The 14128-nt window shown below is 53.2% G+C and carries 12 protein-coding genes; 5 read left to right on the plus strand and 7 right to left on the minus strand.

Annotation, left to right across the window (positions count from 1 at the left end):
- Positions 1-324: 324 nt before the first annotated feature.
- The 7 genes from AACZ64_RS00005 to AACZ64_RS00035 all read right to left on the minus strand — a co-directional run bounded on the left by AACZ64_RS00005 (position 325) and on the right by AACZ64_RS00035 (position 8561).
- Positions 325-1272 (minus strand): hypothetical protein, encoded by a 948-nt coding sequence (locus AACZ64_RS00005; protein ID WP_293615604.1) that lies wholly within the window; start codon positions 1270-1272, stop codon positions 325-327.
- A gap of 249 nt (positions 1273-1521) precedes the next feature.
- Positions 1522-3387, minus strand: coding sequence for an asparagine synthase-related protein (locus tag AACZ64_RS00010; protein ID WP_293615603.1), 1866 nt, complete (start codon positions 3385-3387; stop codon positions 1522-1524).
- Positions 3388-3477: 90 nt separating this feature from the next.
- Complete coding sequence (locus AACZ64_RS00015; protein WP_293615602.1) at positions 3478-4398, minus strand: hydrolase 1, exosortase A system-associated; 921 nt, start codon at positions 4396-4398, stop codon at positions 3478-3480.
- Positions 4391-5233 (minus strand): hydrolase 2, exosortase A system-associated, encoded by an 843-nt coding sequence (locus AACZ64_RS00020; RefSeq protein ID WP_293615601.1) that lies wholly within the window; start codon positions 5231-5233, stop codon positions 4391-4393. The genes AACZ64_RS00015 and AACZ64_RS00020 overlap by 8 nt, the downstream gene beginning before the upstream one ends.
- Entirely contained in the window at positions 5233-5481 is a 249-nt protein-coding gene (locus AACZ64_RS00025) for a phosphopantetheine-binding protein (RefSeq protein ID WP_036858589.1), read from the minus strand. Before AACZ64_RS00025 ends, AACZ64_RS00020 begins: the two co-directional genes overlap by 1 nt.
- 132 nt (positions 5482-5613) lie before the next feature.
- The gene (locus AACZ64_RS00030; RefSeq protein ID WP_293615600.1) at positions 5614-6849 is read right to left on the minus strand and encodes a pyridoxal-dependent decarboxylase, exosortase A system-associated; all 1236 of its coding nucleotides are present in this window, start codon (positions 6847-6849) and stop codon (positions 5614-5616) included.
- Positions 6846-8561: an acyl-CoA ligase (AMP-forming), exosortase A system-associated gene (locus tag AACZ64_RS00035; protein ID WP_339639562.1), complete on the minus strand. Its 1716-nt coding sequence runs from the start codon at positions 8559-8561 to the stop codon at positions 6846-6848. Before AACZ64_RS00035 ends, AACZ64_RS00030 begins: the two co-directional genes overlap by 4 nt.
- On the opposite strand from AACZ64_RS00035, the gene AACZ64_RS00040 reads away from it, so the two are divergent.
- The 5 genes from AACZ64_RS00040 to AACZ64_RS00060 all read left to right on the plus strand — a co-directional run bounded on the left by AACZ64_RS00040 (position 8560) and on the right by AACZ64_RS00060 (position 14111).
- A complete protein-coding gene (locus AACZ64_RS00040; RefSeq protein WP_293615598.1) occupies positions 8560-9348 on the plus strand; it encodes a serine protease in 789 nt (262 codons plus the stop codon). The genes AACZ64_RS00035 and AACZ64_RS00040 overlap by 2 nt on opposite strands.
- Before the next feature lie 27 nt (positions 9349-9375).
- Entirely contained in the window at positions 9376-11679 is a 2304-nt protein-coding gene (locus AACZ64_RS00045; RefSeq protein WP_339639563.1) for a hypothetical protein, read from the plus strand.
- Between the two features lie 17 nt (positions 11680-11696).
- On the plus strand, positions 11697-12158 hold the full coding sequence (locus AACZ64_RS00050) for a low molecular weight protein-tyrosine-phosphatase (RefSeq protein WP_293615597.1): 462 nt from the start codon (positions 11697-11699) through the stop codon (positions 12156-12158).
- A 258-nt stretch (positions 12159-12416) separates the two neighbouring features.
- Positions 12417-13175 carry a PEP-CTERM/exosortase system-associated acyltransferase gene (locus AACZ64_RS00055; protein WP_293615596.1) on the plus strand — a complete coding sequence of 253 codons (759 nt, stop codon included), beginning with the start codon at positions 12417-12419 and terminating at the stop codon, positions 13173-13175.
- Positions 13176-13247: 72 nt separating this feature from the next.
- Entirely contained in the window at positions 13248-14111 is an 864-nt protein-coding gene (locus AACZ64_RS00060) for a ThiF family adenylyltransferase (RefSeq protein WP_339639566.1), read from the plus strand.
- The last annotated feature ends 17 nt before the right edge of the window (positions 14112-14128 follow it).

Consider the following 14128-nt stretch of genomic DNA (forward strand, 5'->3'; position numbering starts at 1 on the left):
CTCCATATAGGTCGATCTAACTATACAGAGTGTCTACAAGTCATGGGTATCTCGGGAAGCTAATGCCGAAGAGTATAAAATGGCGGACGGAACAGAAGTTTCCCTTCCTATGGTAGCTGTATTATTTATAGAGGTGTTTTTCAGGAGTTTTTTCAATGAACAAAAAATTGCTCATAAGTAATATAAACATAAAACAGGTGAATAGATTTAATATTTTTAAAGTTTCGAGTAAATTTATTTTATACCTTAGTGTTGAATAGTTTATCGGGGTTTCTTGTGTGGGTAGTATGTTTTCCGGGTGGGATTGTCATTAGTGAGGCGGAGCTAAGCGATAGTCATATGCATGCTTGATAATTTGTAAGCGGTACAGGTGTCTGGTGCAGGTGGGACATACTTACTTATAAATGCCATTGCATCACGATGCCTAGAGCTTCGATTGATCAAAGTGCGGGCATCTAATGGCCTCAAATCACTCCATGCTGAAACAAGGCTGCGTATATTTGTAGGTAGTGCTTCGGGCAGACACTTTAATTCGGTGAGATGGTATTTGATCGCTGCATTTTCGATGTCTCCACGGGCTTGGCGCTCTCGACGATTTTTCCATGCAACAAGGCTTCGAACATGAAACCACTTTTTTTTATCACAAACCCAAGAAGCCTCAGCTGTAAGCGGAATGAATCGAAACGGATCCCAAGTGTGCATGCTGCTATCCAAACCAAACGATAAAAAAGCTCCCATTAACCCATCAACGCGATATATCCCAAGAGGAATACGAATATTACGATTTCTAATTTGTTCAAGTGCTGCTGATTTGATAGAGCAGAGGTTGCCATGAAAGCCTCCTTCGATTTGCATTTGACGTCGCAGTTTTGCAGCAGAGGCTCCGATTGTTGGTAGCCCACTGGTTCCTAGAGAAGAAGCATTGTATGCCAGAGTCCGAGATAGTGCTGAGATGGCATCTTTTGTTACACGCACATAGCCGTCAATGTAAATTGCATCCATATCTCTTTGCCATATCGCATGGATATGCTGATTCCAGGCGTTACCTTTGTCCCCAACAGGTATATTCCATATCTGCAAGTGCCTGGTTTTGTGAGGGATACTGCGTGTTGCCCAATGGTACGTCTGGTCAGCCAGATCTTTATTTCCATTAATCAATACATCAATCCTTGATCCTTCTGGAACTGCTTTTATAGCACACGATAAAGTATTCGTTATTGCTATAAAGCTTTCTCTTGAAGCAAAAACAACAAGATTAACAGGCGTATCCATCAGAGGACCTCCGTATAAAAAAATGACACTAACATGCGCAAGGAACTACTATTTTTGCATACATTTTTATACACATGGCATTTCGCCACTACTCAAGCCAGCCCAACCCTTTCCTAAATGAAGCTAGATCTTTAGTATTTTGATGACTGGTTACTTTAAGGCGATCTTTTCCAAAAATAACTGACATCATTTTTGGATTGCGTATCAGTTGCTAGTCGATTTTTTTGTTGATGTTTTTACTGGCTCATACTATTGGCGCTTCGCCAACCACATTTCCAGCACCATCAGAATCCAGATTAGTTCCCCGTAATAGGCAGCATGCTGATTTCTGTGCAGTTCTATGGTCTGGTCAATAAAGTCGGGTTTGAAAAACTGGCGTTTTTTCAGGTTCAGTAGATGGTCATAGGCCATTTCCTGAAGCGGTTTATGGGTTTCCATCCATACCCCAAACGGCAAGCCGAAGCCCTGTTTTTTCTTGTTGATGGTGTCGTCGTGCAGCCAATCCTTCAGTGCGGCTTTGTAAAAATGGCGCAGGTCGTTGCCTTTGATCTTCCAGTCGCTCGGTACCCGACATGACAGGTCAATCAGACCGTCATCCAGCATGGGATAAGCGACATCCACGCCAGCCAGTTCACACATGTGGCTGACCTTTCTGAGGTCGTTATCCGCCAGGGTATATTGCCAGTCCAGATACAGCATTTTATTGAGCGTGCTGGCGTCAGTCGCCCGATGGTAAGTTTCTCTCAGTAACTGGAGCGGCGCCTGGGTGTTGACTGTCGCCAGAAATTCATCGTCGAAAATTTCATTCGCGGCATGGCGATGCAGGAAGTTATAACTCTGAAGGCGGTCGGGCAGCGGAACATTGGCCTGCTGCAGGTAGCTTTTTGCCTTGCCAGCCAGTGGTATGGCATTGGGGAGGACATTGATGAGCGGTTCAATGAATGCGTGCCGCAGGCCTGCGGGAAACTTCTGGTAGTTTTCAAATACCCGTTGCTTGATATAGCGTTCGTTGCCACCAAACAGCTCATCGCCACCGTCGCCGGCAAGCAGGCACTGGATACCGTTTTCGGCGGCCAGTTTCGCGCAGAAGTAAGCGGGCAGGGCAGAGGAGTTGCCGAACGGTTCGTCATAACTGGCGGCGACCATTGGCAGGGCCTTCACCACATCCTCTGGCGTGACATAGTACTCGTGGAGCTGGATGCCGAAGTGTTTTGCGGTGAGGCGCGCGTAGGCCATCTCATCGTAACCCTTGGCTGAAAAGCCGATAGAGAATGCATGAGCATTGTTCGGCTTGAGTTCAGACAGCATGCCGGCAACGGAGGAACTGTCCAGCCCGCCGCTGAGAAAAGCCCCTACTTTCACGTCGGGTTTGATGCACCGTTCAACGGCACCTTTTAACTGTGTCTTGAGTTCTGCCCCGAGGCTAATGAATGAATCCTGCGATTGTTCCCTGAACACGGGTCGGAAGTAGTTGCTGACAACACACTGGTCTACTGAGCAAAGCAGCAGGTGTCCGGCGGGTAATTTTTTTAGTCCACCAAATATCGAATGTGGGCTGGGTACCATATGAAAATAGACGTAGTCATACAGGCCCTGGGCTTGCAATGCCGCCTGTGCTGCCTCGTCAGTCGGGGTTGTATTGGCAAGTACAATGGATGCCGATGAACCGAAAACCAGTCCGTGATCGATCTCGGTGTAATAAAGTGGGTAACGGCCCATCCGGTCGGTACCCAGCATCACCGTATCCGTCGAGGTATCGATAACCGCGAAGGCGAACGGGCCCCTTAATACTTGTAAAAAGCGGCTGCCGTATTCAGCGTGGGCCATTGCCAATGCTGCGCCATGGCCCTCCTCGCGGGCTTTGTTGGCCAGGTGTTCCTCGGTCCACTGCGGTTGTCCAATCATGGCAAAACTGGACCCGTTATCGGTTTGGTAAAGCTCATCGCTGCTGGCACAGGCCGATGTGCTGTTTTCGATTGAATTATTTGGCAGTGAGCTATTGGCCGCTGTCACCATTCTGACCAGCGAATTTTTTGGGCTGGATGCTGATGATGCAGAGCAGGACCAACCCGCCAGGAAGTGATTGAGCAGCGGCGGCAGGTTGCTGGTGGTCATGGCGTAAGCTCCATTTTGTTTGCGGTCCATTTATTCGGGTTTGGCGGGATGGCAATAGCAAACATTATTCGGTGGTCGGTCAGTGGTCAGTCAGTGGTCGTTGTTGGTGTTCGCAGATTTTTGATCGGGCTGATCGGTCAAATGGTTTTTCAGCCATTGCGCTGTTTGCTCGAACAGTTCCGTACGCCAGACCGTCCGGGAAAAGGTATGGTCGGCATCTGCCATGTCATTAAAAAAGATTTTCTCCTGCAGCCCGGAGCTTTTCCAGATAGCTGAGCTATACGTGAAGTCTTTGAATTCCTGGGCGATGTAGTCGTTGCCACTGGTCAGGATATACGTCTTTCCCGGAAAGCGTTGCAGACTTTTGGTTAAGCGTTCGGGCAAGGGCAGCGACGTCAGCTCTTCTGTGTCTGAAGCCTTCTTCGAATCGCCGTTGCTTTTGGAGGCGTTTTGGGCGACATGCCTGAGCAGTTGTAACCAGGCTTTCAGTGAGCGCATCAGCGAAAACTGGCCGGTCCGGATTTTCTGCCAGAAGCGGGGGTCTCGTAGCCGGTTCCAGTAGTAGTGTTTGAGGTAGGTTTTGGCTTGCCCTGCCTCTGTTCTGATCCAGGGATTGACCATAAAGATTCCCGCCACCCTGGGATCCCTGTAGGCATAAAAAGCGGCGGCCGAAGCGGACTCACACTCGCCCCAGAGCATCACGCGCTTCAGGTTGCCACATTGTGTGAAAAGCGTGTCGATGGCACTTCGAATATCGGCATCCATGTCGAGAAACCCGCGAAAAGCGCCGCCGCTGTCACCAGTTCCCCGATGATCGAAGCGCAGTACCGGAATGCCCTGTCGAGCCAGTTCCCTGCCCAGCACAACAAACTGGCGGTGGGCGCCTACCCGGTATTGAGGGCCGCCGGCCACAATGATGACCACGCCGGTGGTTCCCGCCTGGTCCGGTGCGTGAACGATGCCCAACAGTGCATCCTCTTCACAGGGGAAAACAACGGCGTGCTCATTCATGTTGGGGTACCCCGGTCAGATGACTGATGGTCTCGTTCACCAGATTGGGTGCCAGGGTCCGTTCGTGAGCTTGCCAGAAGGCGGGGCCTATACTGGTCAGATGTTCAATCTGTTTTCCCTCGGAGCGCCATTGTTCGATGGTTTTCAGATCGGCGCGGGGGGTGCTTCGCTCTTCACTGGCCAGTACTGTAAACCAGCTGATTGGTGCGTTTACGGGTGACAGGTATTGATCGAAATGAGCAGCCTGGACTCCCCTGAAAAGCGCGGGAGACACATCATAGCCGGCCACCTGAATGCTGTTCCCCCGGTTGAGTTGTTCTTCAAACTGGGCAGTGGTGCCGCCGTCCTCGTCGCGGCCAATGGCAGCGGCAATCTTGATGCGCAGAAACTGATTGAGAGCGATCTTGCCGTTGCTGACCGGTTGCCAGAAGACCAGCCGTTGCAGGTTTTTCACCTCGGGTGCGGCGGCGGCTGCCAGCAGCGCACCGAGGCGGATACCCAGCAGGGTGACAGATCGGTAGCCGAGCTGCCCGGCATAGTCTGCTGCGGTGATGATATCCCTGATCCACTGTTGCCAGTCGGCTTCTACAAACTCGCCCTGACTGTCGCCGGTCCCAAAGGGATCAACGGATAGCAGAGCGATGCCGTGGCCGGCAAGTTGCTGCGCCAGCATCGTCTGCATATAGCGACAACGGTTCATTTCCTCAGCAAAGGAGGGGGCGACAATCACGCATTCTGCACGGTCATTTCGAGCTGCAGGTGCGCAGTGGAGTGCAAACAGTTTGCCTCTGCTCCCGGCGATATACGCGGGTTCTAACCTGCAGGAGTGAGCCATCAGTCCAGCTTTTGCTCGACGACTTTTGTGAGACTGCCGATGGTGGCGAACACATCGGCATTGAGTTCGTCATCGTCGAAAGCACAGCCGAATTCTTCCTCCAGTGCCGTCACCAGCGAGACCACGGCGATAGAGTCAAATTCCGGTATGGATCCCAGCAGGCCGGTGTCACTGTCAAACTCAGTGGTTTGTCCGTCGAGCATAAGTACGTCATTGATAATTTGAATGATGTCCGCTTGCAAACTCATAGAGGGTGTTCCATTTTTGTCATGAATCCGGGGCGTTCAGCCTGCCGGATAGCATTCTGCCAGCTCAGCACAGAATTGAGTAGTGGTGAAGATTTTTTATCACCCGGAGCCGTAGTCGAGTTGGTCGGGCGATCAGACCAGAACCTCAACCGGCTCAGGGTGACTCAGAAAGTGGTGCGGGCTGGCGGTATAGCCATAGGCGCCAGATTGAAAGACCACAATTAGATCGCCTATCTGAACGGGCGGTAGTGCGTATTTGTCCCCGAGGATATCCAGTGGGGTACACAGCGGCCCCACCACATTCACCGGTGCCAGTTGTTCGCCTGCCACCCGGTTGCCGATGCACACGGGGTAGTTTTTTCTGATCACCTGACCGAAGTTTCCCGACGCGGCGAGATGATGGTGCAGCCCGCCATTGGTCACAGCATAGGTTTCACCCCTGGATTTTTTCAGGTCGATGACTTCGCAGACGTAGACGCCGGCTTCACCCACCAGGTAGCGGCCCAGCTCAACAACAATTTCTGCTTCTGGCAGATCGGCCCTGTGGCGGGCCAGAAGGGTAGCAAGATTATCCGCCACAGGGGCTAGGTCGAGTCGTTGTTCACCCGGGAAGTAGGGGATGCCAAAGCCACCACCGATATTCAGCCACTGGACAGGCGACGGGGCGTGATCGGCCAGTTTCAGTGCCAGGGCAAAGGTGTTTGTCTGGGCCTCGATGATGGCGTCCGGTCGCAGGTTCTGCGAGCCACTGAAAATGTGGAACCCTTGGAAGGCGAGATCGAGTTGCCCAAGCCGCTTCAGCACGGCGGGAACCTCTTCAGCATCAATGCCGAACGGTTTCGGGCCGCCGGCCATCTTCATGCCGGAGGTTTTCAGTTCAAAGTCGGGGTTAACCCTCACGGCGACCTTGGCCCGGTGGCCGGTCTGGTTGCAGATGGTCGCCAGCCGTTCCATTTCCCCGGCGGATTCAAGATTGATAATAATGCCCGCCGCTGCCGCCGCTTTCAGTTCGGTATCGCTTTTGCCCGGTCCGGCAAAGCTGATATTGCGTGGGTCGGTGCCCGTATCCAGTGCCACGCGAAGTTCTTTCAGGGACGCCACATCAAGTCCGTCAGTCAGTCCTGCCAAGTGTTGAACAACGGCGGGCATCGGGTTGGATTTGATGGCGTAGTGTAAATGGATATCTTCAGGGAACTGGCCTCTCAGTGCGGCTACCCGATCTGTCATGAGCTGTCGGTCATAGGCATAAAAGGGTGTTTGCCCCACCCGCTCGGCAAGTCTGTCCACAGCTACATGACCCACCTGAAGGCGGTTGTCTATCACCTTGAACTGATCCATCGGTACATGTTCCGGTAATGCTTTTTTCACGCCTGAGGCTCCTTGAAAAGGTCGCGGTATTCAGTGGCAAGATGCTTTCGGTCTATTTTGCCATTTTGATTATGAGGCATTTGCTCGAGGATAACGATTTGCTGGGGCACCATGAAATTGGGCAGCTCCTTTTTACAGTGCTGGAGGACTTCTGCTGCCGTTACTGTGCCATGTGTTGTTATCACCAGTAAAATGGCCTGCCCCAGCATTGGATGAGGCAGCCCGAGAGCGGCAGCCTGACTGATACCCTGAAGGTTGTAGACGACCTCTTCGACCTCTGAAGGGCTTACCCGATAACCGGAGGTTTTGATCATTTCATCCAGTCGGCTGATGAAATACAGGTAACCCTCCTCGTCCCTGCGCACCTGATCGCCTGACCATACTGCGGTTTCCGGCAGGGGAATCCCGGTGGGCTGGCCGGGACTTGGTTTGAAACGCTCAGCGGTTTTCTGCGGGTCGTTCCAGTAGCCCATGGCCACCAGTGAACCGCGGTGGACAAGCTCGCCCGGTTCCCCGGCGTTGCAGGGTGTGCCGTCCGGGCGAACTACCAGAACCTCGGCGTTGGGAATCGCTTTGCCAATTGAGTCGGGGCGTTGATCGATTTGCTCCGGTGGCAGAAAAGTGGACCGGAATGCTTCGGTGAGCCCATACATCAAAAAAACCTTTGTATCGGGCAGGGCAGCTCTCAGTCTGTTGGTGGTGGCCCCCGGCATGGCACCGCCGCTATTGGTGATATAGCGCAGTGAGCGAGCAGTTTCCCCGGGCCATTCCAGCTGCGCCAGCTGGTTCCACAGTGGCGGGACAGCCGCCAGACCGGTGATGTTGTAGCGCTGAATGCTGCGGATAATGTCCCGGGGCAGCAGGTAATCCATCAGGACGACCGAGGCGCCCACCGAGAATGCGGTGGTGAGTTGGCTGAGTCCGTAATCAAAGCTGAAGGGCAGGGCCGCCAGCAGCCGGTCATCCGCGTGATTATTTAAATAGGACGCAACGCTTCTGGCGCCGGTGACCATGTTTTTATGGGAGAGTACGACGCCTTTCGGGTTGCCGGTGCTGCCCGAGGTATAGAGGATGGACACCATGTCACTGTCGATATGTGGGTGGGGTGGTTGGCAGTTCTGACTGCTGAGGAAGCTGTCCCAGCCGAGCAGAGCATAATGCGTTGCTGCTACTGACGGTGGCCGGGGTTTGTCGTCGATAATCACCACAGTCCGCAGATCGGGGCACTCCTGCAGTACCGCAGCCAATTGCTCCAGCCGTTGTGCCGAGGTGATCAGTATCCGGACATTGCAGTCGCGCAGAATGTAGGCCACCTGGTTGGCCTTGAGCAGGGGATTGACCGGGACAAACACCCCTCCGGCGCGGGCGGCTCCAAACAGACCGAAAACATTTTCCGGCACTTTTGGCAGATAGGTTGCGACCCGTTCACCGCGATTCAGGCCTGCACATAGCAGGCCGCATGAGACAGCGTCGACCTGCTGTTGCAACTCACGGTAACTGAATTGACGGTCCTTGAAATACAGCGCCATCGCATCAGGTGTTCGCATGGACTGGTGACTGATGAGTTGGTGAAGAAGGTCTGACATGGTGGGCGCGATCCGTTCGTTGAGTTGTCCCGGTTTATCGGAAGATGCCCGATTATAGCGATTTTTATCAAATGCACGTAACCTGTGGCCAAAGCTCAACGCGGACGGTCGGGGATTCCAGCTCATGAGGTTATTGGTACGTTACCTGCTTTTGCTGTGCGGTTTATCGCTGATGCCGGTCGGTCAGGTTGTGGCCGGGCTGCCGGATACCATCGACAAGATCAGGGGCGGGGTGGTCGGCATCGGCACGGTCTTTCCGAACAAGGGGCCGGATGGTCGGGGGCAACTGCCGACTTTTCGGGGTACCGGCTTTGTGGTGGGTAACGGCCGACAGGTGGTGACCAATTTCCATGTCATCCAGAAACCACTCGATAATGAAAAAAAAGAGTTGCTGGCAGTGTTTAGCGGTGAAGGCAAAGCCTCCCGCGTCTATCCGGCGACCCTGATCCGGACAGATGAAGCCCACGATCTCGCGTTGCTGGAGATTGTCGGCCCCGCCCTTCCCCCATTGGTGGTGGAGAGTTCGCGCACCTTGCGTGAGGGTGAAGAGGTTGCCTTTACCGGGTTCCCCATTGGGCTGGTGCTGGGTCTGCAGCCAGTCACGCATCGGGGTATTGTGTCTGCAGTGACGCCCATCGTGATGCCAGCCATGTCCTCTGCCACGCTGACGGCCGCGCAAATCAAACGTGCCCGCCAGCCTTTTGAGGTGTATCAGCTCGATGCAACAGCCTACCCTGGCAGCAGCGGCAGCCCGGTTTACGATGTCGAGACGGGTAGAGTCGTTGCTGTGATCAATAGTGTGTTTGTTAAAGAATCAAAAGAAGCCATGCTGCACAACCCCTCTGCTATCAGCTATGCCATCCCCTCGGCGTATGTCAATGCATTGCTTGAGGCTGCTGCGGCTGCCCAATGATCGATATTATTTAAATGGAACGCTGATATGCCCTCTGGCCAGACAATAAAAAATACGGGGCCAAATCCCGTTCTCAATATCTCTGGCAAACTGGCAGGTTTGTCATTATTGCTACTGGCACTGTATCCGTTTCTGTCTTTTCCCCTGGTGGGGAACATCTTGGTTGCTGTCGCTCTGGTTTACCTGGTGTTGCTGTTTTTTGTCCCGCGCCTCTGGTTGCTGGTGCTGCCGGTTGCGACGGTCAGTCTGGACCTTGCCACTTATACGGGCAGATTTCTGTTCAATGAGCTGGATCTGTTGATGCTGACGACAATAGCGTTCTCACTATTGTCCGGGCGTTTTGATCTGCATTTGGCCCATCGCAAGGGTGCTTTGCTGCTCATCGCAGCCTATTGTGCGGTGGTGCTGGCCGGTTTTTCGGCCTGGAATGTGTTCCTGTTTCCGCCCGAGAGTGTCACCAGTAACCCGTATTATTTGCCGGAATATGGCTACAAACTGATCAGGGGCATGCTCTGGGCGCTATTGTTGACCCCTCTCTGGCTCAATGTGTTCAGTCGTGCCCGCCACCGGTCTGTTAACTGTCTGGTGGCGGGGTTCTGTACAGCAGCGTTGGTTTTGGGCGTTATTGTGCTCTGGGAGCGGGGCACACTCGGTGTGCTGTTGTCCTGGAGTGCCTGGTATCACGTGGTCAATTCGCTGCTTGATCTGGCATCGGCCTATCGCACCACTGGCATTTTTTCAGATATGCACACCGGTGGTGAGGTGATTGACGGCATTGTGCTGCTGCTTTTGCCGGTGACCCTGTACGGGATATTTCATGGTTCCGGGCGGGTGGTGAAAATCTATGCGCTGGTAGCATTTTGCGCACTGGCCTATTGCGCCACGGTGGGATTTACCCGCGCAACCTATGTGAGTTTCTTTGTTGGCTGTGTTGCTTATGCGGTGCTTTCCATGGTGTGCCGCTGGCGCGCGGGAATCAGGCAGAGTGGCTTCCCTTCTCTGTTGATCGGCGGCACGTTGATGGTGGGGATGCTTGCAGCCTGGCTGTCATTTTCACGCGGTGGCAGCTATGCCCTTGCCGCCTTTGCCGGACTGGTTGTTTTTGCGTTGATCGGTGGCTGGCTGGCGCAGCGACACAGAGCGCTGGGGGTGGTTTGCTGGGTGCTTGCCGGCAGTCTTTTTCTGTTTGTCGCCATCAGTGCCCATTTTGACAGCCGTTGGGTGGACCGTTCAGCCGGGCACGCATTGACCATTGGTCTGGCACAATTGCTGTTTTATGTACTGGCAATGGTTCTGTTTGTCCGGCTCCGGACGCAGCCATACTTCAATCAGTTTCTGGCGGTAGTGCTGTTGGTGATGTTGCCGGGCGTTTTTGCGGTGGCACTGGGTGGTTATAAATTTAACGAGCGTATGGACACGGTGGCCAGCGACCTGGACTCCCGGTTGGGTCATTGGCAAAACGTTGTGGATGCGGGTTCCGGTAGTTGGCGAGCGAGGTTGTTGGGTAACGGGGTTGGTTCATTCCCGGCGGACTACGCCTACCGCTTTCCCGAAAAGGTGAGTGCTGTCGGCAGCTTTTCCATCGAGAGCGACGATGGTAATGCGTATCTTCGGCTTGGCCCCGGTGAAGATCTCGCCTTTGGTCAGCGAATTCCCGTTCAACCAGACACTGAATACACCCTGCAGCTTAGGGTCAGGGCGCCGGATAAAGCCCGCCTGGCGGTGTTTATCTGCGAGAGAAACCTGATTTTTGCCAGTAATTTTCGAGCAAACTGCCACGCGTCTTCCATACGCTTTGCGGACATGGGCAATCATTTCACCACGGTGTCGACCACCCTGGATTCAGCCAATGTGGGGAAGCGGTCACGGCTCTCACGCTGGCCTACGACCCTCTACCTGAAAAACTTTTCCAGGGGCACAGTAGTTGAACTGGACGACGTGACATTTGGTTCCGGTAATGAAAATTTGCTCACCAACGGTGGGTTTGCCGAAGGACTTGATTACTGGTTCTTCTACAATGATTTTGCGCATTTGCCCTGGCATATCAAAAATATTTACGTGCAGTCCTGGTATGACAATGGCTGGATCGGGTTGGGGCTGTTTTTGCTGCTCTGCCTCATTGCGGCACTGGTGCCATGCCTGCCACAGAATACATTGCCACTGTATGTCGCATTTTCTGTGGGTGTCATCGCTATCGCGGTCTTTGGTCTATTCGGTTCGCCACTGGACTCCGCCAGAGTGAGCTGGATTTTCTATCTGTATATTTTTGCCAGCCTGCTAAGACCAGCGGAAAGCGGTGATGTCGGCCAGCCAGACGAGGCACGCCTATGAGGGGGGTGGCCATATTGATGGTCTGTCGACATAACATTTGTCGCTCACCTCTGGCAGAAGGGATTTTGGTGCACGCACTCAAGGCCCATGGCATGCAGCGCATGGTCAAGGTGGATTCTGCCGGGACCCACGCCGGTATGGCCGGCCAGAGAACTGACGAGCGGGCCAGAAAGGTAGCCCGTATGTTTGGCGTTAAACTGAAACGCGGCCGTTCCAGGCGGGTTGTTGCCAAGGATTTTGAAAAATTTGATTACATCCTGGCAATGGATCAGGACAATTATCGGGACCTGCTGCAGATGTGCCCTGATGAGTTCGTGTACAAGCTGGCGTTGATTCGTTCTTTTTGCCCGGAGACTGAGCAACCGGAAATCCCCGACCCTTTTTACGGCAGTGTCAAGGGGTTTGAAAATACCTACCAGCTGCTGGACTCGGCAGTAACTGGCTTGATTGATGAACTTCCCCGGAATGTGCTTCGTTAGGTGGAGCCGTTAACAGAGGTTGTCTTTCCTGGGCCCGGAAAGTGATACAGTTCACATAATGGGTGTTAATCTCCGGGGGGGGTAATCTGTATTTATTGGTTCTGGCGTATGAGTCATGCTCACTCTGCGGTGATTAGAAAAGCGGGGAGCGGGTTTTCGCTGGAAAGAGCATGTTGTGCTTTACTGTAGTGAGAAAGTACCAGTGAAAGTTTGCTGTAGGATAAACAGCTGATCTGACAAGGGTCACAGGGAAGCATTATGAACGAAAGTATGTTGTCCATAGCCGAGGATTTCCAACGTTATTTCACCGTTGAATATGCTGCAACTCCCGAGCAGAAAGCGGAAGTCTATAGCATCAGATACCGTGTTTATTGCGAAGAATTCAAATACGAACCGATAGACCGCTTCCCCGCCAAAAAAGAATGGGATGCCTTTGATGATATCTCCTTGCACTGCTTGGTGAGACACAAGGCAACCAATAGGGGTGCTGCCTGTGTGAGGTTGGTGCCTGCCGGCAATAAGGGGATTTCACATCTCCCGATGGAGGCTTTTTGTGGTGATAAACTGGACAGAAAGCTTCTCGACAGCCTCCATCTCAATCGCGAGACGATTTGTGAGGTTTCCAGGCTGGCTGTTGACGGAGCTTTCAGGCGGCGTGCGGGGGAGGGACGAACCCGTTTCGGTGATCTGGATGCAATCGATTGTTCATTTCATGAGCGCCGTACGTTTTCCCTGATTTCGGTGGCCGCATACCTGGCGGCAACTTCTCTTACAGAAATCACTGGTATGACCATGGCATTTGCGATGATGGAACCCTTTCTGCCTCGTTTGTTGGCGAAGTCCGGAATTGACTTTGAAAAGGTGGGAGGAGAGGTGGATTATCACGGGCTTAGAGCGCCCTATTTCTCAACGACGGATAAGGCAATTAAAGGAATGCTGCCCAATTTGCGTGGGTTGTATGAAGCGATTTACCCTTTGGTGAATAGCGGTTATCAGGCATCGGTTATGAGTCGGTAGTTACTCAACTGTTGTCATGCTCAGATAGTTGGCGTCATGAAAAGTAGATTGAGTTTTGGCGGGGAGTGAGGTTTGGCAGAGACCTTTGATTATGAAACAGCATTTTCCCGCAATCTGGGATGGGTGACAGAGGCTGAGCAGCAGCTGCTCTCCGCTAGGCGAATTGCTATTGCCGGATTGGGTGGTGTAGGTGGCAGTCATCTGCTTTCCCTGGCCAGGCTCGGCGTCGGCAGCTTCCACGTGGCTGATATGGATATCTTCGAGTTGGCTAATTTTAATCGTCAGGTCGGAGCGACCATTCCCAACCTGGGAAGGGCCAAGGCTGACGTGCTGTCAGAGATGGCGGCGGCTATCAATCCCGAGCTCGACATAAAGACCTTTCCTGAGGGGGTGGCTCTCAACAACCTCGACGAGTTTCTCGCCGGTGTCGACCTCTATGTTGATGGGCTGGATTTTTTTGCTCTGGATATCAGGCAGGCAGTATTCGCTGCCTGTGCCGACAAGGGTATCCCGGCTATTACAGCGGCACCTCTCGGTATGGGGGTTGCCCTGCTTTGCTTTATGCCGGGGAAAATGACCTTCGAGCAATACTTCAGAATGACGGGGTTGTCAGAAAACGAGCAGCTCCTGCATTTTTTGCTGGGGCTGTCACCTGCCATGTTGCAGTCTGCCTACCTGGTGGATGATAACAGGGTCGACCTGGCAGCCCACAAAGGCCCGTCAACCAATATGGCCTGCGAACTCTGTGCCGGTGTTGCTGCCACCCACGCGCTCAAGGTTCTACTCAACCGCGGGGAGATTCTTGCAGCCCCCTATGGGCTTCACTTTGATGCCTACCGCAATTGCCTGAAAACAACCTGGCGACCCTGGGGAAATGCCAATCCGATACAAAAACTTGGTTTGTTCATTGCCAAAAAAAGGCTCGGGATCCGGTAAGGATTGCCCGATTTTCC

This window comes from uncultured Porticoccus sp., from assembly GCF_963975625.1.
In the GTDB taxonomy this organism is placed as follows: Bacteria; Pseudomonadota; Gammaproteobacteria; order Pseudomonadales; family Porticoccaceae; genus Porticoccus.

Coding starts and splice junctions, on each gene's coding strand:
- AACZ64_RS00040 (WP_293615598.1), top strand. CDS start 8,560: ATGAGGTTATTGGTACGTTACCTGCTTTTGCTGTGCGGTTTATCGCTG.
- AACZ64_RS00005 (WP_293615604.1), bottom strand. CDS start 1,272: ATGGATACGCCTGTTAATCTTGTTGTTTTTGCTTCAAGAGAAAGCTTT.
- AACZ64_RS00025 (WP_036858589.1), bottom strand. CDS start 5,481: ATGAGTTTGCAAGCGGACATCATTCAAATTATCAATGACGTACTTATG.
- AACZ64_RS00015 (WP_293615602.1), bottom strand. CDS start 4,398: ATGAATGAGCACGCCGTTGTTTTCCCCTGTGAAGAGGATGCACTGTTG.
- AACZ64_RS00045 (WP_339639563.1), top strand. CDS start 9,376: ATGCCCTCTGGCCAGACAATAAAAAATACGGGGCCAAATCCCGTTCTC.
- AACZ64_RS00035 (WP_339639562.1), bottom strand. CDS start 8,561: ATGAGCTGGAATCCCCGACCGTCCGCGTTGAGCTTTGGCCACAGGTTA.
- AACZ64_RS00050 (WP_293615597.1), top strand. CDS start 11,697: ATGGTCTGTCGACATAACATTTGTCGCTCACCTCTGGCAGAAGGGATT.
- AACZ64_RS00055 (WP_293615596.1), top strand. CDS start 12,417: ATGAACGAAAGTATGTTGTCCATAGCCGAGGATTTCCAACGTTATTTC.
- AACZ64_RS00020 (WP_293615601.1), bottom strand. CDS start 5,233: ATGGCTCACTCCTGCAGGTTAGAACCCGCGTATATCGCCGGGAGCAGA.
- AACZ64_RS00010 (WP_293615603.1), bottom strand. CDS start 3,387: ATGACCACCAGCAACCTGCCGCCGCTGCTCAATCACTTCCTGGCGGGT.